Source organism: Cardiobacteriaceae bacterium TAE3-ERU3, assembly GCA_019218315.1.
Taxonomy (GTDB): domain Bacteria; phylum Pseudomonadota; class Gammaproteobacteria; order Cardiobacteriales; family Cardiobacteriaceae; genus JAHUUI01.
Genome location: JAHUUI010000006.1, coordinates 1 through 25524 on the forward strand (window position 1 = coordinate 1; position 25524 = coordinate 25524).

The window sequence follows — 25524 nt, forward strand, 5'->3', positions numbered from 1 at the left end:
TGATCCCATGCCGAACTCAGAAGTGAAACGCAGTATCGCCGATGGTAGTGTGGGGTCTCCCCATGTGAGAGTAGGTCACCGTCAGGGCTTTACACAGCCCCTTAGCTAGCGCTAAGGGGCTTTTTTAATGCAAAAAATAAATAGACCCAAAAGCTCAAAAACTCCCGCTTACTGGCCAACGTCCGATAAATCCGTCTCGCCTTTAAGCTTGATATCTGCTTTTATTTTATTGACCGTGGAATCTCCTATTCCTTTGATATTCGTCAGTTCTTCAATACTTTTGAACTCGCCGTGTTCAGTCCGGTATTTGATGATGGCTTCTGCTTTGACTTCGCCGATACCTTTAAGTGCAGAGAGTTCATCTACATTGGCAGTATTGATGTTTACTTTTGCGAATGATGTGGACGCTAGAAGGATGGTTGTAACAATAATTGACTTGAAAAGTTTCATATTCTTTCTCCTTATTATTTTGCCATATTGGCTCAATCATAATAATCAAAATCAATAGTATTTGCACATTATCTCTTTATTTTTCTTAAATAGCAATTGATTTCATTTGCTTACGGGTGAAGGGGCTTGTATTTTTTTTGTGTTTATACTCTGCTTAACGTAAAATGTCGCCTCTAAAAAACATGTTTTTCTAATTTCGCGAGGCAATATGACTAATAATTCTGATGTGCAAAATTTGAAGGTTGGGGATAAAGAATACCTTTACTACCCTCTTACGTCAGTAGCGTCCGAAGAGCATTTGGCAAAGCTGCCTTATTCAATTAAAATTCTTTTGGAAAACTTGCTGCGTTTTCAAGATGGTGAGTCGGTTAAAGCAGATGATGTCGAGGCCTTGGCAACATGGGCGCCTGGAAGTGTCATTGATAAAGAGATTGCATTTACGCCTAGTCGTGTTGTTTTACAGGACTTCACAGGAGTTCCCGCTGTCGTCGATTTGGCTGCGATGCGAGATGCGATGACGCAGTTGGGTAGTGATCCTCAGCAAATTAATCCTTTGGTTCCTGTAGATCTAGTTATTGACCACTCAGTAATGGTTGATCATTTTGGAACTGATAGCGCTTTGGAGCAAAATGCGGAATTAGAGTTTGAGCGTAACAATGAGCGCTATAAGTTCTTGCGCTGGGGGCAGAAAGCTTTTGATCAATTCCGTGTAGTACCACCAGATACAGGTATTGTTCATCAGGTTAACCTTGAGTTTCTTGCTCATGTTGTTTTCCGTCGTGAAGAAGGCGATAAGACGGTTATTTACCCAGATACTTTGGTGGGGACAGATAGCCATACCACAATGATTAATGGCTTGGGTGTGTTAGGCTGGGGTGTCGGTGGTATCGAAGCAGAAGCTGCTATGTTGGGTCAGCCGATTACAATGCTTGTCCCTGAAGTAGTTGGTTTTGAATTGACCGGGAAATTGCAACCAGGTGTTACCGCGACAGACTTGGTTTTGACAGTTACGCAAATGCTGCGTGAACATGGCGTTGTAGGTAAGTTTGTTGAGTTCTTTGGTGATGGTCTTGCTGATTTGCCTTTGGCTGACCGCGCTACGATTGCCAATATGGCACCTGAGTATGGTGCGACATGCGGTATTTTCCCGATTGATGAAGAAACATTGAATTACATGCGCCTTTCAGGCCGTGATGATGACCTGATTGAGCTGACGCGTGAATATGCTAAAGCACAGCATATGTTCCGTGAAGAAGGTGCTCGTCCTCAATACAATGCAACTTTGACTTTGGATATGGGCGAAGTAGTTCCTTCAGTTGCAGGGCCTAAGCGTCCACAAGACCGTATTATCCTTGATGAGTTGAGCGCAAAAGTACAAGACTTAATTCCTGATGAGCCGAAGTCGGCGGAAGTTACACTGGATGGTGAGACGTTTACACTTGAAGACGGTGATGTTGTGATCAATGCAATCACGAGCTGCACCAATACTTCAAACCCATCGGTTATGCTTGCAGCAGGTTTGGTTGCTAAAAAAGCTGTCGAGCTAGGCATTACTCGTAAACCTTGGTGTAAAACATCTTTGGCACCTGGCTCACAGGTGGTCACCGAGTACTTGGAGAAAGCAGGACTTTTGCCGTACTTGGATCAGATTGGTTTCAACGTTGTTGGTTACGGCTGTACAACTTGTATCGGTAACTCAGGACCTTTGCCAGATGAAATTGGTAAAGCAATTGATGAGAACGACCTAACTGTAGCTTCTGTACTCTCAGGTAACCGTAACTTCGAAGGTCGTGTACATGCCAAAGTAAAAATGAACTTTTTGGCTTCGCCTCCTTTGGTTGTTGCATATTCTATTTTGGGTAGCGTGCGTAAAGACATTACCAAAGATCCGATTGCAACAGATAAGAATGGTAATGACGTTTATCTGAAGGATATTTGGCCGACATTTGACGAGGTACAGCAGCAGCTTAAAGCCATTGAACGTGAGATGTATGTTACTGGCTATGAGGATGTCTTCAAAGGTCCTCAGATGTGGCAGGATATTCAGGTCGAAGCTTCAGAGACTTATTCTTGGGATGAGGAGTCAACTTACATTAAGAATCCACCATATTTCGTGGGTATGCCTAAAGAAGCTCCAGATCATCTTGAGTCAATTACAGGTGCACGTGTATTAGCTCGCCTTGGCGACAGTATTACAACTGACCACATCTCACCAGCAGGTTCTATTGGTGAAGATACTCCAGCTGGTAAATACCTTAAGTCTCGCGGTGTTTCGGTCAAGGACTTCAACTCCTATGGCTCCCGTCGTGGTAACGATGATGTGATGGTTCGCGGAACATTTGCCAATATTCGACTGCGTAATGAGTTGGCACCTGGTACTGAGGGTGGCTTTACTACTCACTATCCTAGTAATGAAGTGACGACGATCTATGAAGCGTCACAGCAGTATCAGAAAGACAATGTTCCTTTGGTTGTACTTGCTGGTAAAGAGTACGGTACTGGTTCTTCTCGTGACTGGGCCGCTAAAGGTACTTTGTTGTTAGGCGTTAAGGCTGTCATTGCTGAAAGCTATGAGCGTATCCACCGTTCCAACCTTGTTGGTATGGGGGTGTTGCCTCTGCAGTTTGATGATGGCGAATCTCGTGAAACACTAGGGCTGAAAGGTGATGAAATTTTCGATTTCGAGCCTATCGAGAAAGGTGCGAAGCGCTTGAAAGTTACCGCTAAGAGTGAAGATGGAGACGAAAAACACTTTACTGCTATTGTGCGTATTGATACGCCAAAAGAGTGGGCTTATTATCAGCATGGCGGTATCCTGCAATATGTATTACGTCAGCTAGATAAGTAAATCAGGGTATTTTGATGAGAAAAAGCAGGCTCTGGTCTGCTTTTTCTTTTTGGGTGCAATTGATATGATGCTTTATCTTTGATGTCCTAGGTGGGCGAGTTTTCTACAAGTGATTAGATCGCAGTTACCTTTTAAGAGATTTTTATATAATGAGTGCTATTGAGACATTTATTGCAGAAGTGAACTTTACGGATGCCGCTGCAGAAAAAGTATTCGATTTAATTGAAGAAGAGGGTAACAATGATCTGAAATTAAGGGTTTTTGTTACAGGAGGCGGCTGCTCCGGATTTCAGTATGGCTTTACTTTTGATGAGGCTATTCAGGATGGAGATGCTGTTGTTGAAAAAAATGGCGTGACACTACTTATTGATAGTATCAGCTATCCGTATTTGGAAAATGCAGAAATTGACTATAAAGAAGATCTTAGTGGTGCCCAGTTTATTATCCGTAACCCTAATGCGCAGACGACTTGTGGGTGTGGTTCTTCGTTTTCTCCATAGGATGAAATGACTGCTTTGTAAGTACTTTCTATTTTACTTGGACCTGGTAGATAGCTGGTGTAGTTCGCGCGAGATATTCCGGGTTTTATGCGATAGAGGGCATTGGTGATGGAGGATTTGCTGGAAGAGGGATTTCGTCTGTATGTGGCTTCCTAATAGGTCAGTATTTTTGCGCTTAATTGCCTCAATTAACTTTCCGTCAAATCCACGGTTTGATACATTCAAAATAGGCATTGAGTGCTCAAAAGACAATAAATAGTAGTCACCATCTCCATTAATTTGAGGCACTAGCCCAAGGTGTTCTATAAGTTGGAATTCTAGCAGGCGATATGAATGCCTAGAGGGCTCTGTTAACGCAGAAATATAAGCCTGATATATTTCTGGTGCTGGGTCGTCAGCAGGTAAGTAACCCAGCAGTAGCTCATTAAGATAATAAGCTGCTAGGTGTTGTGCTTTGGCTAAGGGGAAGTTGCGATAAGGTTCACCTCTCCATACACTTGCCAGATCAGATTTTCGATGCCCATCAATCAATATTTCTTGAAATAGTGCCCATTGATCTGTGAATCTATAGGAAGCAGTTTTTGCTATTCGGGCACTTGCTCTAAATCGACCTAACTCAGAATGAAATAGATCGAGTAAATAGTGTTGTTCACGATAAAAGGTGCGCTTTAAGACAAAAGTCCGGTCATTATTGAAACTGATAGCCATGGTCGCGCATATTTTGGTGGTATGATGGAGACAGTGTACTTTTCATGATACCACCTAATAATATAGCTGTTTGCATTGTACGTTAAGAGCTTATATGCGTTCTTTTCTTTATTTAATGACTAGCATATTATGGATTGTATTTTAAATATAGGGTTAAGGCATAACGAATGAGCCAATATGATTTGCTTGTTTCTTATATGGTGCAACATAAAATTTGCACTGCAGAGCAGTTACGTGAAGCACAAAATAGCGCACAAAAAAAACGAGCCCCTTTTATTCACCAACTATTGAGTGATGGTTTGTTGGATGCTTCTCGTCTTTCTGAGGTTAATCGTGCGGTTTACAACTTGCCTGTAGTGGCACTACGGGAAATGGATATTCGCCGTGAGCTTACTGCGCAATTTAAAGAAGAAGTTGTCCGTAAACATCAGGCTATCCCAGTCTATGTTCTGGGTGGGCGGCTATACTTGGCAACGTATGATCCTAGTAATCGTATGATGTTTGACGAATTCAAGTATCAGGGTAATTACAATGCTGTGGAGCCGATTATAGCCAATATTGATGCTATTGAAGCGATGATCGAGGATCATTATTCAGGTAGCATTAATATGGATGATTTATTGGCCGAAGAGAATCAAGATATAGATCTTGATGCTATTGGTGATGCGATTGGTTCAATTGCTGGAGAAGAAGAAGCACCTGTCGTACGATTTGTCACTGGTATTTTGCTTGATGCTATCCGCAGCGGTGCTTCAGATTTGCATTTTGAACCCTATGAAAATACATACCGTATTCGCTTTAGGCGGGATGGTGTTCTACAGGAAGTTGCGACGCCACCACCAAGTATTGCAAATCGTATTACTGCAAGACTAAAGGTTATGGCAGATCTGGATATTGCCGAAAAACGGGTTCCCCAAGATGGTCGTATAAAACTTCAAGTATCTGAAAGTAAAGCGATAGATTTTCGTGTAAACTCTCTTCCGACGCTATTTGGTGAAAAAATTGTATTGCGTATACTAGATAGCTCAGCAGCGAAATTAAATATTGATGTCTTGGGTTTTGAGCCAGAGCAGAAGAAAAATTATCTAGATGCTCTTGCGAAACCGCAGGGATTGATTTTGGTTACAGGACCGACCGGGTCGGGGAAAACAGTTTCGCTGTATACTGGGCTAAATTTGCTTAATAAGCCGACCGTAAATATTTCTACTGCTGAGGATCCAGTAGAGATAAATCTCCCTGGTATTAATCAGGTTAATGTAAATCCAAAAACAGGGCTGGATTTTGCAGCGGCATTGAAGGCATTTTTACGTCAGGATCCAGATATTATTATGGTTGGTGAGATTCGAGATATTACAACCGGTGAGATTGCTGTCAAAGCTGCACAGACTGGTCACTTGGTATTATCTACGCTGCATACTAATGATGTGCCTCAGACTATTGCACGCTTGGTGAATATTGGTATTCCTACATATAATATTGCGGCGAGTGTTAATTTAATTATGGCACAACGTTTGGCACGTAGATTATGTAATCATTGTAAAGTCCGTGATCGTAAGCACCACCATGAAGAGCTTGTTGCGTTAGGTTTTGATGAAGAGGAAATAGATGATCTGCGTATCTATACCGCTAAAGGATGTGAAAGATGCAGTTATCAAGGCTATCGAGGGCGCGCAGGTATCTACCAAGTGGTGCCTATTTCAGAGGATGTAGCTGATTTAATTCTTCGCAATGCTTCAGCGGCTGATATTGAGGAGCAATGTCGTAAAGAGGGGCATTGGGATCTGCGACAGTCAGCATTGAATAAAGTGCGTCAGGGTATGACGAGTATTGAAGAAGTATTGCGAGTGACGAGTGAATAAAGGAGTTTGTTCATGGCAGAAGTAAAAAAGAAGCTTAAGACGTACCAATGGAAGGGCGTTAATAAGCAGGGAAAGCAAATTAAGGGCGAGAATGATGCGCAAAGTGATGCTATGCTCAAAGCCTTTCTGGTCAAACAGGGTCTACGCAATATTGTCGTAAAAGAAAAGCCAAAGGATATTTTTGAGAGTAAAGGGCGTATTAAAAGTAAGGATATTTTATTTTTTACTCGACAAATGGCGACGATGCTTCGTGCTGGTATGCCAGTTATGCGCTCTCTAGACTTGGTAGGGCAGAGTATCGAAAAACCTTTACGTATGCGTGAGTTGGTTTTTGACCTATATGATCGTATTCAAAATGGAGCATCATTTGCCGAAGCGCTTGCTGCGCATCCGCTGCAATTTGATCACCTTTATACCAGCTTAGTTGCAGCTGGTGAAGATGCGGGTATGCTTGAAAGTACCATGGATAATATTGCAGTGAATATGGAAAAAGGTGAAGCGACTAAGAAAAAAGTGAAAAAAGCGCTGACTTACCCAGCTATTGTTATGGTATTTGCCGTAGTTGTGACAGCAATCTTGTTGATTAAAGTGGTTCCAGTTTTTGCGGAATTCTTTGAGTCAAATGGTGGTGAATTACCAGCGATTACACAAATGGTCGTGACCATTTCTGATTTTATGGTTAATACCGGTGTTTATCTTCTGGTTGGGCTGGTGTTATTTATTATTGGCTTTGTCTTTTTTAAAAAGCGTAATCGTAAACTTCAGGAAGCGTCGAATAAATTTGCGTTTAAAGTGCCTATTATTGGCGGTATTTTGAAATGTGGTGCTAATGCCCGCTTTGCACGTACGATGTCAACTTTATTCAACGCTGGTGTGCCCCTTATGCGTGGATTGACAGCTACTGCACCAGCAACGGGCAGTCCGATCTATGAAGAGGCGGTGATCGATATTCGAGACAACGTGCAAAATGGTCAGCAGTTGAGTTTTGCGATGAAAAATACCCAGCTTTTCCCAACTATTGCTGTGCAGATGACAGCTATTGGTGAGGAGTCTGGTAACCTAGGAGAAATGCTGGGACGAGTAGCAAATTTTTATGAAGAAGAGCTCGACTGGCGAATTGATAATTTAACTGCGATGATCGAGCCTTTTATTATGGCTTTTCTTGCGGTAGTCGTTGGTGGCTTGCTGATCGCCATGTATATGCCAATCTTTAATCTGGGGCAAATGTTCTAATGTTTGATGTTGCTTTTTTTCAAAGCATTCCAGGTATTGTGTTAGTTGCAATTCTGGGACTGCTCGTGGGCAGTTTTTTAAATGTGGTTATTTATCGTTTGCCCAAAATGATGGAACAAAGTGACCAGTTTTATTGTCGTTCTTTGCTTGCTGGAGAGGAAATTACAGAAATTGAGAGTGCAAAGTTTAATTTGCTCTATCCTCCTTCAGCATGTCCTCATTGTGGGCAGCGTATTCGCTTTTGGCAAAATATCCCAGTACTGAGTTATATGCTTCAGCGCGGGCGTTGTGCCAGCTGCCATGAAAAAATATCAGCCCGCTATTGGATGGTGGAGATGTTGACGATGATCGTCAGTGTGTTGGTGGTTTTAAACTATCCTGACCCAATACAGCTTGGCTTTGCACTGATATTAAGCTGGGGATTAATAGCACTTATTTTTATCGATGCAGAAACGCAGCTGCTGCCAGATATTATTACGTTACCACTTATGTGGTTAGGCTTTATTGCTGGCTTTATGGGCTTGTTTGTCTCACTGGAAGCCAGTGTAAGCGGTGCGATGATTGGCTATATGAGTCTGTGGTTGGTCTTCTGGGCGTTTAAACTGATCATGGGTAAAGAAGGCATGGGTTATGGTGACTTTAAGTTGCTCGCTGCCTTGTGTGCTTTTCAGGGCGCCTTTATGTTGCCGATTATTTTGTTTATGGCTTCAATCGTTGGCTTGCTAGTCGCAGTGTTCAATCGCATTGGCTTTGGTGTTGCAATGGCATTCGGGCCTTACTTGGCAATCGCAGGGTGGATCACCTTCATGTATGGTGGTGCCATTGCCGCTTATTTAGGTTGGGGTGTGGTGTATTAATGATTGTCGGGCTTACTGGTGGTATAGCCAGCGGTAAAACATTTTGCACTGACTATTTGTCATCAACGTACGCTATCCATATAGTCGATGCTGACTTGTTGGCACGAGAGGTGGTGCAGATAGGCAGTGAGGGGCTGGCTCAAATTCGTGCAGAATTTGGTGATATTGTCATCACTGATGATGGTAGCCTTAACCGCGCAAAAATGCGTGAAATTATGATAGCGGATGCTCAAGCCCGACAAAAGTTAAATGAGATTACCCATCCGCGAGTTAGGCAATTAATGCGGGATCGGTTGGCACAATATACATACGATGAGGCTAACTACCAAATCATGAGCGTACCGCTTTTATTGGAAAATAAACTGGAGCGTTATGCTGACGTGGTTGTGGTCATAGATGTGGATAGAGATACCCAGATTAAGCGCCTGCACTCCCGAGATGGTAGTGATGCAACGGTGGCCAGTAAGATGCTGGCGGCGCAAACGAGCCGCGAAGGGCGTATCACACGGGCGAATTATGTGATTGACAACAGCCGTGGAAAAAGTGAAACCACTCAGCAGTTAGATAGCTTGCATCAAATACTGTGTGGCTTAGGCGCAGTTAGGTGTGGCACGAGATCATCTTTTGAGGTGTAATCTGGTCGTCAACTTGGTATTTGCTAAAAGTCTTCTTGCATTTATGTCGTCATTGCAAGTCAGTTGATCAGTCCTAGTGAAGATGGCTGAAATGCTGTTGGCTATGCTTTTGAATTACGGTTGCAGGGGTAATTCCAAAATGCTGTTTGAATGCATGGATGAAATTTGATGGATGACGATAGCCAATATGGTAGGCGACTTCGCCAATTGTCATTTCCCCGCTAGCAAGGTACTCCATAGCCTGCTGCATTTTTGTAGCTAACAGCCATTGTTGTAGAGGAATACCCAGCGCATCTTGTACTCGGCGTTGTAGCGTACGCCGGCTGATGTGCAGTGCATCAGCAATATCATCAATATTGCTGGCACCGTTGGCATAGACTCGCTCAAGCTCATCAATTAAGCCCAACTCTTTAATACGTATTTTTGTGGGGCAAGTACTCTCATCGCGGTCTAACTCCTGACGATATGTTTCCCAGCAGGTGTTTAGAATCTGTAGTGCATGCGTGTTGCCAGCGAGATCATTAGTAAAAGGCTGGCTGACCCATTGCTTGGCAAGCCGTTTAAGTGTCGGAGAGAGTGCCCAGTGTTGGACTGCATTGCTCGGTAAATTTGCAGTATTTTTAGGCAGCCACTGTTCCAAGCCATTGAGCGTCAACTTTGTCAGTTTTTCTCCTTGGCTCAGGAAGCGTGTAAATAGCGCTTCTTTGCTAAGGTTGATGAGGACTGCTTGACCTTGCCCTTGTGCGGATATTTCATGGTAATCAGATCCGATGCCGAAGCGCAAAGTGCCTTCGATAAGTAAGACAAAAGCAATATAAGGCTTGGCCATCCGTCGGCAAGTAACGTTGCTGCGTGCGCGTAGAGAGCCGCCATGTATGTGAATGCCACATTGCAATTGGTAAAAATGATAGTCCCCATCGTAAAGATCTGTCTGATGACGACTAGCCTGAATCATTTGCTCACTGGTCAGTGGTAGCGCTGCTCTGTCCATTTATCACTACAGTTTGGCGTTTAATCAATGCCAATTTAGGTATTTAAAAAGAAACGACATTATAAAATAAAATCATTGTTATTACGTTTTGGAGCATATCATGATTCGTCGAGTCTTAAGTGTTGCAGTTTCTTTAGCTATTTTAAATACAGTGGCCCAAGAAGCGGCTCAAAGTGTAAGTCCGGAAAAGCCAATTCGACTGGAAATGATCACGGTTGAGGGTAATCAGCTATACAGTGTACTACCTAGTGAGAGTAGCAGAGATTATACAATGGAGGCTGCGACGGTTGGCACAAAAATCCCAGCGTCATTGAGAGATATTCCTCAATCAGTCAGTATCGTGACGCAGCAGGCGATTAAAGAGCGCAATGTTCAAACCTTTGACCAGCTCGCAGCCAAAACGCCCGGGTTACGTGTATTGGCAAATGATGATGGACGTTCATCTGTATACGCGCGTGGCTATGAGTACGATGAATACAACATTGATGGTCTACCGGCACAAATGCAAAGTATCAATGGCACGTTGCCGAATTTGGCTGCCTTTGATCGTGTTGAAATCATGCGTGGACCTTCAGGGTTGTTTGACAGTTCGGGAGAAATGGGCGGTATTGTAAACTTTGTCCGTAAGCGTCCAAGCGATGTGTTTAAAGGCAGTGCTTCTGTCGGTGTGGGAACACTGAAGCAATATCATCTGGGGACTGATGTTGGTGGACCATTAAATAGCGACGCTTCCATCCGTGGTCGTGCGTTAATTGATGCTAACGGTAAAACACCAAAGGTATCAGATAAAAATAATCGCTCTGAAGTACTGTATGGGGCGCTGGATTTTGATCTAGGTGAGCAGACGATATTAGGTGCCGGTTATCTTTTCCAGCAACGCCATTTAAAGCCTGATAACGGCTTACCAACACTAGGTGCAAATAAAACATTGCCAAGCCTGCCCGATAATACATTTTATGGCGCGAACTGGAATAAATTTGCCATGCAGAGTAATGATGTATTTGCCGACCTAAAGCATGAGTTCAATAATGGTGGATATGGTCAGGTGGGTATGCGTTACTCCGATCGTGATAGTGACATGAACTATGCATTTAGCCGTAGTGCCGTTAAGGGAGATGGTACTTTTGATGGTGCCGGGTTGGGCGCTAATGTTAAACAAAAAGCTTTTGCGCTTGACGCAAGTTATAGCCAACCATTTGAAGCTTGGGGTAATGTCAGCGAATACGTTGTTGGGGCTGATTTTAATCATATGACAACCCGTACCCAGCGTGGCCGGGCAATGTTTAAGGGGCTAACTGTATCTAAGCTAAATAACTTGCCGTATCGTGATTTATTATCTGCGGCAAAGCAGAATGGCAAGGGTTTTTCAGACCAAGAAACCGAGCTAAATGATTTTGGCATATATGGAAAGCTGACTTTGCGTCCCATTCAGCCTTTAGCGGTTATTGCCGGTGGGCGTTTGAGTAATTGGTCTATTGAGGCAAAAAACAACGTCAATGGTCAAAGCAACAGTCGTGATGAAAAAGCACGCTTTACCGGTTATGGCGGTGTGGTCTTTGATCTTGATGACAATCACAGTATTTATGCCAGTTATTCCTCTCTTTATGCACCACAGGATGATATTGGTAGTGACGGGAATCTGCTTAAAGCACGGCAAGGGCAGCAGTACGAGGCTGGTATTAAAGGCAGCTACTATGGTGATAAGTTACAAACTCGCCTGTCTGTCTTCCGACTTGATGACAAAAATGCAGCTGCACCAGTCGTCAGCCAGAATTATTCTGCAGCTATTGGTAAGCGTAAAGTCAAAGGCATTGAAGCTGAGATTAATGGTGAAGTCGCACCAAACTGGCAAGTTAGTGCTGGCTATACCTATATGAAAACAGATATTGACCGTGAAAAGGATAGCCAGGAAACCTTTTTCTTGTTGATGCCCAAGCATATTGGTACTTTGTGGAGCAGCTATCGTGAGAATGACCACTTGACCGTGGGCGGTGGCATCAATGCTATGAGTGGTTTTGAGTCTATCCAAGGCGTCAAAGCTTCCGGTTATGCTACAGTGGATGCGATGGTCAGCTATGATATCAATGACAATCTGCACGCGCAGTTCAACGTCAATAACTTACTGGATCGAGATTACTACAAGCGTGTCGGTAGCCCGGGAACCTTTAACATGCCAGGAGAAGAGCGCACCTTTAATGCGTCACTGCGTTATGATTTCTAAAATGAAAAAATACATCTTGGGGCTTATGATTGCATGTGCATCATCTTGCGTACTGGCTGCCGATTGGCAGCCAGCTTTATTAAAGCCTGTCGAGGAGACGGCTATCTATTCGCCACTGACTGATCAGACCTACCGTATCCAAGTAGCTGCACTGGGTGAGCCGGATGCGCAAGGCTATCCGGTGCTTTATTTGCTTGATGGTGATGCGATGATGCCGATGGCGTTATCAATGGCTCAAGGCCTGATGGCTGGCCCTAACGCATCGCGGAAAGGCGTTGTATTGGTTGCAGTCGGTTATCCTGATGCTGACCCACTTGACCTCGCCGCGAGGGCACGTGATTATACGCCGCTATCGCCAAGTAATAATGACCCCAAATACGGCGGTGCAGAAAAGTTTCATCAATTTTTCATCGATACACTAAAGCCGATGATTGCTGAGCAGTATTCATTGAACGAAGCCCGGCAAGGTATTTATGGTCATTCATTTGGTGGGCTTTATGCGCTCTATAGTCTATTTAATTACCCAGAGGATTTTCAGTATTATCTGATTTCCAGCCCGTCAATATGGTGGGGGAAAGAAGCGGTGCTTGGCGATGAAGACAAGCTAACTACAGCACCACACGGGCTTTGGCTCAGTGTTGGCTCAAAAGAGCAACCTCGCGACCAAAATGAGGCTGACTCAGCCCGTGCAAAAAAGCAAGCATCGCGTAAAATGGTCGATAATGTTGTTGATCTTTCCTCGCGGCTTAAGCAACGTTTTCCTGAACAATTCATCGACGTGCAAGTCTATGAAGGAGAGACACACGGCTCTGTTATTCACCGTGCACTGTATACCGGAATAGCGAGTTGGTTAGATGCCGTTGCACCTGTTACCAAGCAGGAAGCCCAATAGCTTTTCCGTGATGCGGGCAGCGAATGTACTTGGTGTATAACGTATTTTTATATTTGCGTTGCACAGTTTTGCTTGCGTTCATTCATGCTTTTATGTATGATGCAGCGCCTTTATGGATTCGTGGCGTGGCAAGCGCGCCGATACTTTTGGAGAATAATCATGTTTGCAGTTATTGAAACTGGCGGTAAGCAGTATAAGGTCAAGCCCGGCCAGCGTTTGCGCGTAGAAAGCCTCAAAGGCGAAGCGGGTGACAGTATTTCTTTTGACAAGGTTCTGCTGATTGCAGCGGGCGACGACGATGTCAGCTTTGGTGCGCCATACCTCGACGGCAAGACCGTCGGCGCAACAATTGTCGGCCACGGTCGTGGTGAGAAAGTTAAAATCATCAAGTTCCGTCGTCGTAAGCATTCTATGAAGCAGCAAGGTCACCGTCAGAACTACACTGAAGTCGTTATTGACGCGATTGACGGTCAAAGCAAAGAAAAGAAAGAAGCATAAGGAGCGTAAACAATGGCACACAAAAAAGCAGGCGGTTCCAGCCGCAACGGACGCGATTCAGAGTCTAAACGCCTAGGCGTCAAGCGCTTCGGTGGTCAGGAAGTCACAGCAGGCAGCATCATTGTTCGCCAGCGTGGTACCCCTTTCAATGCTGGCGAAAACGTCGGCGTTGGTCGTGACCACACACTGTTTGCAAAAGCAGATGGTAAAGTTGTTTTCAGTATCCGTGGCCCTAAAAAGCGCAAGTACGTCAGTATTGAAACAGCTGAAGCTTAAGCACTGCTTAACGCATCGCTATAGACCCCGCGTTCACCGCGGGGTTTTTTATTTATGGGCAATGAACTGCGCGTCTTGCGCAGATTTTTTGCAGTATTCATGGCAAAATAACCGTTTGCCTCGGTTGAATTGCTGGGCTTTTAGCAAATAAGACCATAAACTGGCTGAAAGTGGCGTGGTCATGGATGAAGGCCCATTCAATTGTGAACTAATACGGCATTATGCCTGTAACTGGCTCGGAGAGAGAAATGAAATTTGTAGATGAAGCAGTGATTTACGTGCGTGCCGGCAAAGGTGGTAATGGCGTAGTCAGTTTCCGACGGGAAAAGTATATTGAATTTGGCGGCCCTGATGGCGGTGATGGCGGTGATGGCGGCAGTGTGTATCTGCGCGCGATCAATGGCGCCAATACGCTGGCAGATTTCCGCTTCGAGCGCAGCTTTCAGGCCGAAAGTGGTCAGCCTGGAGAGGGGCGCAACAAGCGCGGGAAAAGTGGTGAAGATTTGTATATCGACGTGCCAATTGGTACGCAGGTATTCGTTGATGAAACCGATGAATTGCTCGGTGACTTAACCGAAGACGGTGAGACATTGCTAGTTGCGCAGGGCGGTTTTCACGGTTTGGGCAATACCCGCTACAAAAGTTCGACCAACCGTGCGCCGCGACAAAGCAAGCCGGGTACAATGGGTGAGGAATACCACTTGCGACTTGAGCTAAAACTGCTCGCTGATGTCGGTTTGTTGGGTATGCCGAATGCCGGTAAATCAACTTTGATTAGCCGCGTCTCGGCGGCAAAGCCGAAAATTGCCAATTATCCTTTTACCACTTTGTACCCCAACTTGGGAGTGGTGCGCGTTGGTGCGTTGCAAAGCTTTGTTATGGCTGATATTCCCGGCTTGATCGAAGGTGCAGCAGAAGGTGCGGGTCTGGGGCATCAATTCCTCAAGCATCTTTCACGTACGCGCTTGCTCTTGCACCTTATCGATTGCTCGGGCTACAGCGATTCTGGTGATCCGGTTGCTGATTTCAATCAGGTCAGTGCTGAGCTGGAAAAATACGACAGTGTCTTTGCCGATATGCCACGCTGGCTGGTGCTCAATAAGATGGACATGATGGACGCTGAGGCGCAGAAAGCGTGTGAGCAAGAAATTGTCGAGGCGATCAATTGGACGGGACCGGTATACGCGATTTCTGCTGAAACCGGCCAAGGTACAGAAGCCTTATGCCAAGACATCATGCAGGCATTGGAGCAAATGGATGACGACGCTGATTTCTGAGCGCAGTCAGCTTGCTGATGTTGAGCGCTGGGTGGTAAAAATTGGCAGTGCGATGCTCACAGGCGGCGTTGGTATTGATAAAGCGGCACTCGCTGATTGGACGGCACAAATGGCTGCGCTGCAACGTGCTGGTAAGCAGGTCGTGGTGGTCTCATCTGGCGCAATTGCAGTCGGTATCCAGGAACTTGGCTGGACGAGCCGCCCCAGTGAATTGAGCCGCTTACAAACCGCAGCCGCAGTTGGGCAGATGCGTCTCACTTATGCATGGCAGGAAGCATTTGCGCGTCATGGCGTGCAAGTTGCACAAGTCTTGCTTACCCATGATGACGCGGCTGATCGCAAGCGCTATCTCAATGCCCGCTCAACTTTGCAAACCATGTGCCAACTCGGCATCGTACCGGTGATTAATGAAAATGACACCGTGTCGTATGACGAGATTCGCTTTGGCGATAACGATAACCTTGGTGCGATGGTCGCCAATATTACCGCCGCTGGTGCCTATATCATCCTTACCGATCAGCAGGGCATGTACAACAAAAACCCTGCTGAATACAGCGATGCGCAATTGATTGAACAGGCTGACGCTAATGATCATAGCTTGCTTGATATGGCGGGTAAGCGCGGTGGGGCACTGGGTTCTGGTGGTATGTTTACCAAGGTATTGGCGGCGCAAAAAGCCGCGCGCTCAGGTACGCATACTTTGCTCGCCTTTGGTCGAGAACCTGATGTCATCGCGCGCCTCGCTGCTGGTGAATCGTTGGGTACATGGTTTGTTGCCGGGAATGATGCGCAGCATGCGCGCAAGCAATGGCTTGGCAGTCAGTTGCAGGTGCAGGGGCGTTTGGTGCTTGATGCCGGTGCGGTAAGCGCGCTGACTCAAGCAGGGAAAAGCTTGCTTGCCGTTGGCGTTACCGCAGTTGAAGGCAGTTTTGCGCGTGGTGCGTTGCTTGAGTGCGTCAGCCAAAGTGGTGAAGCTGTTGCGCGCGGTCTGACCAATTACAGCAGCGAAGATTGTCGTGAACTGCTCGGTAAGCACAGCGATGAAGCCGCAGAACTACTGATTCATGGGCAGGCGCTTATTCACCGCGATAACCTTGTTTTAGCCTGAGTAAAACCTAGTTAGGTTGTTGTTAAAAAAATAAAATAAGACTATTTTTGTATTAAATTAACTTTATGTTATAAACTGTAGTTTTTATAAAAATCGATTGTTTGCTCCAGTGCTTATTGATACATTGACATTTGTCAATTTAAGCGAGGGTAGCATCATGACACATAAAACATTAGGCACAACATTGAGCACGACCATGCAGACGTTAGCTGTTCGTGCTATTTCCATTTCTATGGGCTTTGTCTTTTTTACAGGCGGTTGGCGCCGTTTTTACAATGCACCGGCAAAGCACGATATTGAAAGCCCGGCACACTTGGCGAACAAGCTGGTCGCAGCGGCACCTGGTTCACCGATTGAGGGCTCGGTGCATTGGGTGCTGTACAATCCGTGGGCGGCAGAATGGTCAACCTACATGATGTCGACAGCAGAAATCGCGGTTGGTGCTTGTCTGATGCTCGGTTTACTGACGCGGTTAGCAGCAGTTGGCTCAGCCATAATCAACATCTGTCTGATGCTCATTTTTGGCTGGATGGGCTATGAATGCCTTGATGAGTGGACGATGGCGGCATTGGGTTTTGCCATCTCGGTAACCATCATGCTGACCGGTAGTGGTACTTGCTCAATCGACTCTGCCATGGGGCGCGATTGGTTTGCGCGTTTCTTTAGGCCATTACCCGTGCAAGCGACATTGGTCGTTGCTTCTGTGCTGATGACGGTCGGGTTCTATAGCTATTACTTTGGCTTCTTTAATTTCCAGAAGCGTACCAGTACCCATCAATACAGTATCGTCGCTGAGCCGGTCTCAGGCATGAATGACCGGATTACGCTGTACGTCAATGCCGGTGGTTCATCTACTGCTGCATACGTCAGAGAAATCACCTTTGACTTGCTAAATGGTGAACAGGTCGTTCAACAGCCGGATGAAATTCAGGTACTGCGCAGCCACTTTGCGCCGTGGTCACATTCCGGTAAAGTCGTTGACGGTACACTCAAGCTGCGCCTTGGCTCTAAAACCGATATCGCCATCCCTGAAGGTGCTGTTGGTGCAACGGTAGACATTATTGATGCGAAAAAAGATCCGGTATTGAGTTGGTAACATGCGTGGATATATCGGGTGTTAACCTGAATCCATAAAACCAATACTTTCTACTATGGTTATTTGGAAGCCCCGCCTACGCGGGGTTTTCTATTACTGTGTGATTTGATATAAGTCATGGGTTATATACTTAGAGCCTGCTAGGCTACGCTTTTTCATCCGGAGGCACTCATGAACAACGCGCTGTTTGCGCTGGGATTCCGCATTTTCTTTGCCAGTTCGGCGGTATTTGCCGTACTGACGATGACGTGGTGGATGGGCATTTTCGGATTTGGTATTGGTGCGGGCAAGCTGAATATGGCACCATTGTATTGGCATGGTCATGAGATGGTCTTTGGTTACAGCATGGCTGTTGTGGCTGGATTCCTGCTTACCGCAGTGCAGAATTGGACCAAGCAACCGATGCCGCACGGGCGTGCGCTGTTTGTCATATGGCTACCGTGGCTATTGGCGCGACTGTTGTTTGCCTTTGGCACATGGATTGGCTTGGCGATGGCGCTTGATGTGCTATTTGGCTGCTTGCTGGTCTATGCGGTAGGTAAGCCGGTCTTTGCGGTCAAGCAGTGGCGGCAAATGGGTATATTGTCGAAGCTGGTGTTAATGGTGATCGCGAACTTGCTATTTATTGCTGGCACCTATCGCTGGTTGGCTTTGGGGCAGCACTGGGGACTGTATCTCGGTGTATTTGTCATCCTCGCGCTGCTGTTGACCATTGGACGGCGCGTTACGCCATTTTTTATTCAAAATGCGACTGGTGCGACACTGCGTAATAGTGCTTTGGTTGACCGCTTGAGCCTGTTCAGCTTCTTCGCTTTCTTTGTTTTGGAAGTGTTTACACCGTGGCACACGCTGGCTTCATGGTGTGCGCTCGCTGCAGCGTTGGCAAATGGTTATCGCTTGATCGGCTGGCATACGCCAAAATTGTGGCGCATACCGCTGTTGTGGAGTATGTATTTGTCGCTGTGGGCGGTGGTTGCCGGATTCCTGATGTATTTCCTGCGCCTGTGGTTGCCGATTGCACCATCTCTGGCGATGCATATGCTCGCGCTCGGCGGCATTGGCATCATGACCTTTTCGATGATCGGGCGGGTTAGCCTCGGGCATACCGGGCGCAATATTCACGCACCGCCGAAGCGCTTGGTGATTGGTTTTTATCTGCTGCTGTTAGCATTGCTGTTCCGCGTGATCATGCCATTGTTCTTGCCGTCTCAATATTTGGTGTGGATGATCCACGCACAAGCATTGTGGATCATCGCATTCATATTAATGGTCACGGCTTATGCGCGGATTTGGGCGACGCCACGTCCTGACGGTCGCCCCGGTTAAAAGGCTCAATTGAAGGCTGAGAGTAGCGTCTGTCCGTAGAACAATACGACGATAGCGGCAATAGCCAAAGCAATGCCGATTGCGTTAATCGCGCGTACGCGCTCACGGAATAGTACTGCACCGACCAAAGTACCAAGGCAGATAACGCCAAGGTTCATGCCGGCAAAGACCAGTGAAGGGTCTTCTTTCATCGCCTGATGTGCGCGGATGTAAAACAGAATATTGGCGAAATTCAGTCCGCCGAGAATGATGCCGGCGATGAGATCGCGTGCAGACCAGCGTTGCCCTTTAATTGCGAGGTAAATGAACATGCAGATACCGGCAAGCACAAAGCTGACAAACAGTATTGCGGAAAAACCAGCACCGGTTTTGGCCATTTGCTTGAACAAAATATCAATCACGCCATAGCCAGTCCACACGCCGAACAGCAGTAATGCACTACGCAGCAGGTTTGTGCCGCTGCCACTACCAGACTTTCCTCCATAAACTAGTGCGCAAAGGGCGATAAAGGCGAGCACGATACCGGTTAATTTGATACCAGTCAGCGGTTCACCAAACAAGGTAAATGCCGCAAGAATTGGCAGGAACAATGACAGGCGCTGCGCTGCGTCGGATTTAACGATTCCCACGTTCGCGACCGCTTTGCCCATGATGATGAATACGCTGGGCAGTAATACGCCAAGTGTGGCAAAGATTGGCCAATTCGCTACCAGCACTTCACTGTTGGCAAAAGACGGGCGCAGGAACAGCCAGCAGCAAACTGTCGCAACAACATAGTTGATCGCGATGGCGTGGCTAATGGCGAAGCCTTGGCGGCGGGCAACTTTGAGCAATATCGAGACGCTGACGCTGGCGAGTACCGCAAGAATGAGAAACTGCATGGTGAATATAATCCCAAAAACGCGTGAGCATAAATCGTTTTGATGGTATTGACAAACATTATCAATAAGGGAATTGGATTGCCAAGTGGATAAGATCATGGATTTTATTGATTAAAGTTTTACAATGCGCACTTTGCGCAATTCAAACACAGAGGCAAAAATGATTGAAGATCTTCATCTTAAGATACGCGAAATCAAGCACGAGGATTATCCGCAGATTAAATCGTTGATGGACCGTGTTTATTACGACATTGGCGGTGCATGGCCGCAGCACACCATCGAGCAACTGGTTGATGAGTTCCCGGAAGGGCAGATTGCGCTGTTTGACCATGAGCGCCTAATCGGCATGGTGCTGTCGGTGCAAGTAGACTATAAGACGTTTTCTAACCCGCATACTTATGACGACTTGGTCGATCAGCGTGAACGTGTGCGCAATAATCCTGAAGGTGATGCGATTTACGGACTCGATGCACTGATTGACCCGGATTACCGCGGTTATCGCTTGGGTCGTCGCTTGTATGACGCGCGCAAAGAGCTTTGCCGTCAGCATAACTTCCGCGCGATCCTGACTGGCGGACGGATGCCGAACTATCATCAAGAGAGCGAGATGACGCCCGCTGAGTACATCGAAGCGGTCAGTAGCCGTGAGATTTACGATCCGGCGCTGTCATTCCAGCTGGCCAACGATTTTATCGTCAAGCGCGTCTTGCACAAATACTTACCGGAAGACGACAAGTCCAAAGGTTTTGCGACTTTGCTTGAGTGGAACAACATCTACTACGAGCCGCAGGATTACAGTACCCAGACGCGCAAATCGAGTGTACGGATTGGCGGTATTCAGTGGCAGATGCGCGAAGTCGAATCTCCAGAAGAACTGCTGCAACAGGTCGAGTTCTTCGTCGACGTCATGGCCGATTACAACGCTGACTTCGCTTTGTTGCCAGAGTTTTTCAATGCGCCATTGATGGGGCTGTGCGACTCGACTGACCAAAACGTCGCGATTCGCTTCCTCGCCGGCTTTACCGAGCAATTCCGCGACGCGATGTCGCATATGGCGGTGAGCTATAACGTCAACGTCATCACCGGCTCAATGCCACTGCTTGAGGATGACACGCTGTATAACGTTAGCTATCTGTGCCGCCGCGATGGTACGGTTGAAGAGCAGCGCAAAATCCACATCACGCCACACGAACGCAGTGCATGGGTTATTGAAGGCGGCAACAGCGTACGTGTGTTTGATACCGACGCCGGGCGCATCGGCATTCTGATTTGCTACGATTCCGAATTCCCTGAACTGGCGCGCCTGATGGCACTGGAAGGCATGGAAATTCTCTTTATTCCATTCTGGACAGACACCAAGAACAGCTATCTTCGTGTACGCCACTGCGCCCAAGCACGCGCGATTGAAAATGAATGTTACGTGATGATTTGCGGTAGTGTCGGTAACTTGCCACAGGTTGAAAGCCTCGACATTCAGTACGCACAGTCGTCGATCTTCTCGCCTTCGGACTTCCCGTTCCCGCATGACGCCATCATGGCGGAAACCACGCCAAACACCGAGATGATTTTCTTCTCAGATGTGGACTTGGACAAGCTCAAGCACGTCCGCGCAGAAGGATCGGTACGCAACTTGAAGGATCGCCGTAGCGATTTGTTCAGCGTCAGCTGGACCGGTAAAAAAGAAGCGTCAGACCGTAAATACGACGAAGAGTAAAACGGCATTGACGTCATGAGGCAATAACGGGGCAATTTATGAGTATCACCAGACGCGACTTTCTCAACGGCTTTGCTTTGACGGTTGGTGCGGGATTGACCCCGTGGCAGCAGCTCATGGCGCAAGAGCAATCTGCACAAGCGGCGGGGAAATATTATCCGCCGTCGCTGACCGGGCTGCGCGGCAACCATCCTGGCAGTAACGACATCACCCATCCGATCGCCTTTGGTGCGCTTCAAGTAGATATGGACGGTTTACCAGTTAGCGAAGATTATGATCTTGTGGTTGCCGGTGCTGGGATCAGTGGCTTGGCGGCTGCATGGTTTTACCGCAAGAAATTCCCCGATGCCAAAATCCTGATTCTGGATAACCACGATGACTTTGGCGGCCATGCCAAGCGCAATGAGCTGGGCGAGGGCGACAACTTCCGCATCACCTATGGCGGCAGTGAATCACTCGACAGTCCCAAAGCGCATTTCAGTAACGTGGTTGAGGATTTTCTCGCGGATTTGGGCGTTGATTACCAGCGCTTCAATACCTACTTTGATGACGAACTTTATGCCGATCAAGGTCTGAGCGCGGGTGTGTTCTTTGATGCGGCCAACTTTGGCGAGAACCACGTTGCCAAAGGTGAACCATTCTTTGGTGAAGCTGATCCCGCTGAGGCGATTGCCAATTTCCCATTGAGCGAGAGCGACAAGCAAGCATTGCTGGCACTGTTCAACGAACCGGAAAATTATTTGCCGGAAATGAGTGCCGCAGAGGTCGAGGCCTATCTCGGCACAATCAGTTACGACACATTTTTGCAAAAGCACGTCGGTTTGTCGGCGAAAGCACGGCGTTATTTCCAGTCGTACTCTTGTGATGTGTGGGGCTATCCGATAGATGGGCGTGCCGCACTTGAAGGCTATTACGACGGCTATCCTGGCTTTGATGCAATGCCGATGCCAGTGCTTGACGACGAGGAAGAGCCGTATATTTACCACTTCCCCGATGGCAACGCTTCGGTCGCACGTATGCTGGTGCGGGCAATGATTCCCGGTGTTGCGCCGGGTGAGACGATGGAAGACATCGTCCTCGCGCCGTTTGACTACAGCAAGCTCGACCAGCAAGCAAACAACGTACGCCTACGCGTCAATGCCACGGTCGCCGATGTGCGCAACCGCGATGGCGGTGTAGACGTACTTTATTTTCAGGACAATAAAGAGCCGGTGCGCGTGCGCAGCAAGCATTGTGTGATGGCCTGCTATCACCGCATGATGCCGAGCTTGATGAAAGAAATTGGCGAAGAGCAGCGTGCGGCGCTTGATCTGAACGTCAAAACGCCGATGATCTATACCAAAGTTCTGCTGAAAAACTGGCAGGCATTTAAGGATATGGGCGTGTATACGTTTTATTGCCCGACCGCGCCATATTGCTTGGTGCAGCTCGATTATCCGGTCAATATGGGCGGCTATGAATGCCCGAAGAACCCCGAGCAAGCGATCGTTGTGCACATGGTACGCACGCCTTCGCCATATGGCACCATGGCGGGTATCCGCGATACCGCTAGCCTTGGCCGCAAGCTGGTTTACGGCTTGCCGTTTGAAGCATTGGAAGCTGAAGCACTGAATCAGCTTGATGCGATGCTTTCAACAGTTGGGCAAAGTGCGCGACCATTGGTCGAAGCGATTACCATCAACCGCTGGGCGCATGGTTACAGCCACGAAACCGCGATGCTGGCCGATGATCTCGACGCAGTCGACGGCATACTGAATACAGCGCATGCGCCGATTGGCAACGTCCATATTGCCAATTCGGATTCCGGCTGGAGTGCGTATATGCACACCGCCATTGATCAGGCGTGGCGGGCGGTAGAGGAAATACAGGCTTAATTGTTTTATGTACAATATATGGTGTTTAAATTATTTTTTAAATCTATATATTGTGCTTTCTGTGCTGATTTCTTTAGCCAGTTAACAAAATGGCAGGTATAATGGCGCTCTTTTGCCAAGCCACAATATTGGCAATTGACAAGATATTTTAATTTTATCAGGAGTGCGCCATGCCTTATCCTTACCTCGTCGCCGATGTTGGCGGCACCAATGCCCGTTTTGCACTGGTCGATGAATATGGCGAGCTGAGCCATATTGACAGGCTGGCAACTGCCGATTTTCCAACCCTTGAAGCAGCGATCCGCGCTTATCTTGAACCGCTGAATGTGCAAGTCGTGCATGCGGGCATTGCGATCGCCAACCCTGTTACTGGTGACGAAGTGCGCATGACCAATCACCATTGGTCATTTTCCATTCGTGGCATGCAAGCCTCGCTCGGCTTTGATACCTTGCACGTGATTAATGATTTCACCGCGCAGGCATTGTCGATCTTACAGATTAAAGACAGCGAACTGCGCCAAATTTGCGCCGGTCACGCAGCGGCCGATGCGCCTAAAGTCGTAATTGGTCCGGGCACCGGACTCGGTGTATCCGGGTTGATTCCCGATGGGCGTGGGCAATGGATTGCCTTGGCGGGTGAGGGAGGGCATGCCAGCTTTGCACCGCGTAGCGCCGCAGAAGGGCGCATCTTTGCCTATGCGCGCAAACATTTTCCCGATCATGTCTCGGCCGAGCGCCTGATTTGCGGTAGTGGACTGGCATTGATTGATGCAGCCTTGGCGGCAGAAAATGGCATAGTGCAACAGCGCAGTCCAGCTGAAGTGACAGCAGCGGCATTGGCTGGTGAAGCGCGGGCGCTTAGCTCGGTCAATCACTTTTCGGCGATGCTGGCCACGATCGCCTCGGATGTCGCGTTAACGCTTGGTGCGCACGGCGGCGTGTATCTCTGCGGTGGTATCTTGCCGCGCATTGTCGATTTGTTTGTCGCCAGTCCGTTTGCTGAGCGTTTTAGCGATAAGGGCCGCTTTGGTGACTATCTTGCGGATGTGCCGGTCTGGTTGGTAATGGACGCACAAGAGCCGGGATTAAGTGGTGCGGCAATTGCCTTGCAGCAAGTATTGAATGGCCGTGCATGAGTGATGCTCAGCGTCATGCAGGGGTAATCCAAACTGCGTTGCTGAGTATTGTCGGCAATACGCTGCTGGCGATCATCAAAGGCGTGGCAGGATTTTTCGGCCATTCGCATGCGCTTATTGCCGATGCGATTGAATCGACCACAGACGTCTTTTCTTCGGTTTTACTGTTGTTTGGGCTGCGCTTTTCACAACGCCCCGCAGATGACAATCATCCTTACGGCCACGGCCGAGCTGAATCACTGGCGACTTTTGTGATCGTCGGCTTTTTACTTACCTCGGCGACCATTATCGTCATTGAAAGTATCCATCAAATCATTACGCCGCATCAAATGCCCGCACCGTTTACATTGTGGATATTGGCGGGCGTGGTGATTGCCAAAGAAACCTTGTTCCGAATCTTTGTACGCCGTGGTGCGGCGCATGAAAGCAGTGCACTGACTGCTGAGGCGTGGCATCATCGCAGCGATGCGCTGACGTCATTGGCCGCATTCATTGGTATCAGCGTCGCGCTGGTAATGGGCAAAGGCTGGGAAGCAGCTGATGATTGGGCGGCATTGTTTGCTGCGGCGATTATTTACTTCAATGCGTGGCGGATTTTTCGTCCGGCTTTAGGTGAGGTAATGGATGAAGACAATCACGAAGACTTGCGCCATAGCATCATCGCGATTGCCGCTGCGGCACCGGGCGTGGTTCAGGTTCGCGATTGCCTGATCCGCAAAATGGGCAGCGAGTATATTGTCGACTTGCACATTATCGTTCCTGCAACGTGGCGAGTTGGTGACGCGTGTCATGCCAATGACCACTTGCGTACGCAGATTCTGCACAGTAACCCGCGTATCGCGAGGGTATTCATTGAAGTGTGTTCGGATGATCCTGACTGCTGATTGTATCGGCTTAAATACTATCCGCGATCTGCTTTAGTGTCTGTCGTGAGGATATACAGGTATAGCCAAACACTTTTAAACTTCATGCTGCGTTGCATTGTTTTGCCGTACTACTTGTACTGTCTGCGCCAATGCGCCTTGTATGAAATGTAAAATTGCTTCACTATAAATCCTGATTATTCGACAAAATGATTGTGTGATAAATGGGGCATTTATAAAAAAATCTAAGAAAGTGCACATAACTCAAATCATTTAATATC

22 protein-coding genes and 1 rRNA gene are annotated in these 25524 nt (G+C 47.3%); 19 read left to right on the forward strand and 4 right to left on the reverse strand.

What is annotated here, in order from left to right; genetic code table 11:
- Nucleotides 1-87, forward strand: a 5S ribosomal RNA gene (gene rrf / locus KRX19_10330); the annotation flags it as partial.
- Nucleotides 88-168: 81 nt separating this feature from the next.
- Here the strand turns inward: rrf and KRX19_10335 are convergent.
- Nucleotides 169-450, reverse strand: coding sequence for a helix-hairpin-helix domain-containing protein (locus KRX19_10335; GenBank protein MBV7435422.1), 282 nt, complete (start codon nt 448-450; stop codon nt 169-171).
- Between the two features lie 208 nt (nt 451-658).
- Between KRX19_10335 and acnA the strand changes: the two genes are divergently transcribed.
- Both acnA and erpA read left to right on the forward strand, forming a co-directional pair.
- Nucleotides 659-3298, forward strand: a complete 2640-nt coding sequence (gene acnA / locus KRX19_10340; protein ID MBV7435423.1) for an aconitate hydratase AcnA — start codon at nt 659-661, stop codon at nt 3296-3298.
- Nucleotides 3299-3447: 149 nt separating this feature from the next.
- Nucleotides 3448-3798 (forward strand): iron-sulfur cluster insertion protein ErpA, encoded by a 351-nt coding sequence (gene erpA, locus KRX19_10345; GenBank protein ID MBV7435424.1) that lies wholly within the window; start codon nt 3448-3450, stop codon nt 3796-3798.
- Nucleotides 3799-3831: 33 nt separating this feature from the next.
- Here the strand turns inward: erpA and KRX19_10350 are convergent, their stop codons facing one another.
- A complete protein-coding gene (locus KRX19_10350) occupies nt 3832-4506 on the reverse strand; it encodes a recombination protein O N-terminal domain-containing protein (protein ID MBV7435425.1) in 675 nt (224 codons plus the stop codon).
- Between the two features lie 167 nt (nt 4507-4673).
- Between KRX19_10350 and pilB the strand changes: the two genes are divergently transcribed.
- Genes pilB through coaE form a run of 4 tightly spaced genes read left to right on the forward strand, consistent with a single transcriptional unit; the run spans nt 4674 to nt 9090 of the window.
- On the forward strand, nt 4674-6365 hold the full coding sequence (pilB, locus tag KRX19_10355; GenBank protein ID MBV7435426.1) for a type IV-A pilus assembly ATPase PilB: 1692 nt from the start codon (nt 4674-4676) through the stop codon (nt 6363-6365).
- Nucleotides 6366-6377: 12 nt separating this feature from the next.
- Nucleotides 6378-7598, forward strand: coding sequence for a type II secretion system F family protein (locus tag KRX19_10360; GenBank protein ID MBV7435427.1), 1221 nt, complete (start codon nt 6378-6380; stop codon nt 7596-7598).
- Nucleotides 7598-8455: an A24 family peptidase gene (locus tag KRX19_10365; protein ID MBV7435428.1), complete on the forward strand. Its 858-nt coding sequence runs from the start codon at nt 7598-7600 to the stop codon at nt 8453-8455. Before KRX19_10360 ends, KRX19_10365 begins: the two co-directional genes overlap by 1 nt.
- Nucleotides 8455-9090, forward strand: coding sequence for a dephospho-CoA kinase (coaE, locus tag KRX19_10370; GenBank protein ID MBV7435429.1), 636 nt, complete (start codon nt 8455-8457; stop codon nt 9088-9090). The genes KRX19_10365 and coaE overlap by 1 nt, the downstream gene beginning before the upstream one ends.
- Before the next feature lie 73 nt (nt 9091-9163).
- Here coaE and KRX19_10375 read toward each other — a convergent pair whose 3' ends face one another.
- The gene (locus tag KRX19_10375) at nt 9164-10081 is read right to left on the reverse strand and encodes a helix-turn-helix transcriptional regulator (GenBank protein ID MBV7435430.1); all 918 of its coding nucleotides are present in this window, start codon (nt 10079-10081) and stop codon (nt 9164-9166) included.
- A gap of 100 nt (nt 10082-10181) precedes the next feature.
- Here KRX19_10375 and KRX19_10380 point away from each other — a divergent pair, with 100 nt between their 5' ends.
- From KRX19_10380 to KRX19_10415, 8 genes are all read left to right on the forward strand, one after another.
- A complete protein-coding gene (locus KRX19_10380) occupies nt 10182-12302 on the forward strand; it encodes a TonB-dependent siderophore receptor (GenBank protein MBV7435431.1) in 2121 nt (706 codons plus the stop codon).
- 1 nt (nt 12303) lies between these two features.
- Nucleotides 12304-13194, forward strand: coding sequence for a hypothetical protein (locus KRX19_10385; protein MBV7435432.1), 891 nt, complete (start codon nt 12304-12306; stop codon nt 13192-13194).
- Nucleotides 13195-13353: 159 nt separating this feature from the next.
- The gene (gene rplU / locus KRX19_10390; GenBank protein ID MBV7435433.1) at nt 13354-13692 is read left to right on the forward strand and encodes a 50S ribosomal protein L21; all 339 of its coding nucleotides are present in this window, start codon (nt 13354-13356) and stop codon (nt 13690-13692) included.
- A gap of 12 nt (nt 13693-13704) precedes the next feature.
- A complete protein-coding gene (gene rpmA / locus KRX19_10395; protein ID MBV7435434.1) occupies nt 13705-13968 on the forward strand; it encodes a 50S ribosomal protein L27 in 264 nt (87 codons plus the stop codon).
- A gap of 248 nt (nt 13969-14216) precedes the next feature.
- A complete protein-coding gene (gene obgE, locus KRX19_10400) occupies nt 14217-15245 on the forward strand; it encodes a GTPase ObgE (protein ID MBV7435435.1) in 1029 nt (342 codons plus the stop codon).
- Nucleotides 15226-16353, forward strand: coding sequence for a glutamate 5-kinase (gene proB / locus KRX19_10405; GenBank protein MBV7435436.1), 1128 nt, complete (start codon nt 15226-15228; stop codon nt 16351-16353). Before obgE ends, proB begins: the two co-directional genes overlap by 20 nt.
- A 157-nt stretch (nt 16354-16510) precedes the next feature.
- Nucleotides 16511-17449 carry a DoxX family membrane protein gene (locus KRX19_10410; protein MBV7435437.1) on the forward strand — a complete coding sequence of 313 codons (939 nt, stop codon included), beginning with the start codon at nt 16511-16513 and terminating at the stop codon, nt 17447-17449.
- Nucleotides 17450-17620: 171 nt separating this feature from the next.
- Nucleotides 17621-18775: an NnrS family protein gene (locus tag KRX19_10415; GenBank protein MBV7435438.1), complete on the forward strand. Its 1155-nt coding sequence runs from the start codon at nt 17621-17623 to the stop codon at nt 18773-18775.
- A gap of 5 nt (nt 18776-18780) precedes the next feature.
- On the opposite strand, the gene KRX19_10420 is transcribed toward KRX19_10415, so the two are convergent.
- Nucleotides 18781-19656 carry an EamA/RhaT family transporter gene (locus tag KRX19_10420; protein MBV7435439.1) on the reverse strand — a complete coding sequence of 292 codons (876 nt, stop codon included), beginning with the start codon at nt 19654-19656 and terminating at the stop codon, nt 18781-18783.
- Between the two features lie 160 nt (nt 19657-19816).
- On the opposite strand from KRX19_10420, the gene KRX19_10425 reads away from it, so the two are divergent.
- From KRX19_10425 to KRX19_10440, 4 genes are all read left to right on the forward strand, one after another.
- Nucleotides 19817-21370 carry a bifunctional GNAT family N-acetyltransferase/carbon-nitrogen hydrolase family protein gene (locus KRX19_10425; GenBank protein ID MBV7435440.1) on the forward strand — a complete coding sequence of 518 codons (1554 nt, stop codon included), beginning with the start codon at nt 19817-19819 and terminating at the stop codon, nt 21368-21370.
- 38 nt (nt 21371-21408) lie between these two features.
- Nucleotides 21409-23244, forward strand: coding sequence for an NAD(P)-binding protein (locus KRX19_10430; protein ID MBV7435441.1), 1836 nt, complete (start codon nt 21409-21411; stop codon nt 23242-23244).
- 170 nt (nt 23245-23414) lie between these two features.
- Nucleotides 23415-24380, forward strand: coding sequence for a glucokinase (glk, locus tag KRX19_10435; protein ID MBV7435442.1), 966 nt, complete (start codon nt 23415-23417; stop codon nt 24378-24380).
- Nucleotides 24377-25264 (forward strand): cation diffusion facilitator family transporter, encoded by an 888-nt coding sequence (locus tag KRX19_10440; protein ID MBV7435443.1) that lies wholly within the window; start codon nt 24377-24379, stop codon nt 25262-25264. Before glk ends, KRX19_10440 begins: the two co-directional genes overlap by 4 nt.
- Nucleotides 25265-25524 lie beyond the last annotated feature (260 nt).

What these genes read in the sequence shown, in the direction of transcription:
- KRX19_10335 (MBV7435422.1), bottom strand. Translation starts at nt 450, where the DNA reads ATGAAACTTTTCAAGTCAATTATTGTTACAACCATCCTTCTAGCGTCC.
- acnA (MBV7435423.1), top strand. Translation starts at nt 659, where the DNA reads ATGACTAATAATTCTGATGTGCAAAATTTGAAGGTTGGGGATAAAGAA.
- erpA (MBV7435424.1), top strand. Translation starts at nt 3,448, where the DNA reads ATGAGTGCTATTGAGACATTTATTGCAGAAGTGAACTTTACGGATGCC.
- KRX19_10350 (MBV7435425.1), bottom strand. Translation starts at nt 4,506, where the DNA reads ATGGCTATCAGTTTCAATAATGACCGGACTTTTGTCTTAAAGCGCACC.
- pilB (MBV7435426.1), top strand. Translation starts at nt 4,674, where the DNA reads ATGAGCCAATATGATTTGCTTGTTTCTTATATGGTGCAACATAAAATT.
- KRX19_10360 (MBV7435427.1), top strand. Translation starts at nt 6,378, where the DNA reads ATGGCAGAAGTAAAAAAGAAGCTTAAGACGTACCAATGGAAGGGCGTT.
- KRX19_10365 (MBV7435428.1), top strand. Translation starts at nt 7,598, where the DNA reads ATGTTTGATGTTGCTTTTTTTCAAAGCATTCCAGGTATTGTGTTAGTT.
- coaE (MBV7435429.1), top strand. Translation starts at nt 8,455, where the DNA reads ATGATTGTCGGGCTTACTGGTGGTATAGCCAGCGGTAAAACATTTTGC.
- KRX19_10375 (MBV7435430.1), bottom strand. Translation starts at nt 10,081, where the DNA reads ATGGACAGAGCAGCGCTACCACTGACCAGTGAGCAAATGATTCAGGCT.
- KRX19_10380 (MBV7435431.1), top strand. Translation starts at nt 10,182, where the DNA reads ATGATTCGTCGAGTCTTAAGTGTTGCAGTTTCTTTAGCTATTTTAAAT.
- KRX19_10385 (MBV7435432.1), top strand. Translation starts at nt 12,304, where the DNA reads ATGAAAAAATACATCTTGGGGCTTATGATTGCATGTGCATCATCTTGC.
- rplU (MBV7435433.1), top strand. Translation starts at nt 13,354, where the DNA reads ATGTTTGCAGTTATTGAAACTGGCGGTAAGCAGTATAAGGTCAAGCCC.
- rpmA (MBV7435434.1), top strand. Translation starts at nt 13,705, where the DNA reads ATGGCACACAAAAAAGCAGGCGGTTCCAGCCGCAACGGACGCGATTCA.
- obgE (MBV7435435.1), top strand. Translation starts at nt 14,217, where the DNA reads ATGAAATTTGTAGATGAAGCAGTGATTTACGTGCGTGCCGGCAAAGGT.
- proB (MBV7435436.1), top strand. Translation starts at nt 15,226, where the DNA reads ATGACGACGCTGATTTCTGAGCGCAGTCAGCTTGCTGATGTTGAGCGC.
- KRX19_10410 (MBV7435437.1), top strand. Translation starts at nt 16,511, where the DNA reads ATGACACATAAAACATTAGGCACAACATTGAGCACGACCATGCAGACG.
- KRX19_10415 (MBV7435438.1), top strand. Translation starts at nt 17,621, where the DNA reads ATGAACAACGCGCTGTTTGCGCTGGGATTCCGCATTTTCTTTGCCAGT.
- KRX19_10420 (MBV7435439.1), bottom strand. Translation starts at nt 19,656, where the DNA reads ATGCAGTTTCTCATTCTTGCGGTACTCGCCAGCGTCAGCGTCTCGATA.
- KRX19_10425 (MBV7435440.1), top strand. Translation starts at nt 19,817, where the DNA reads ATGATTGAAGATCTTCATCTTAAGATACGCGAAATCAAGCACGAGGAT.
- KRX19_10430 (MBV7435441.1), top strand. Translation starts at nt 21,409, where the DNA reads ATGAGTATCACCAGACGCGACTTTCTCAACGGCTTTGCTTTGACGGTT.
- glk (MBV7435442.1), top strand. Translation starts at nt 23,415, where the DNA reads ATGCCTTATCCTTACCTCGTCGCCGATGTTGGCGGCACCAATGCCCGT.
- KRX19_10440 (MBV7435443.1), top strand. Translation starts at nt 24,377, where the DNA reads ATGAGTGATGCTCAGCGTCATGCAGGGGTAATCCAAACTGCGTTGCTG.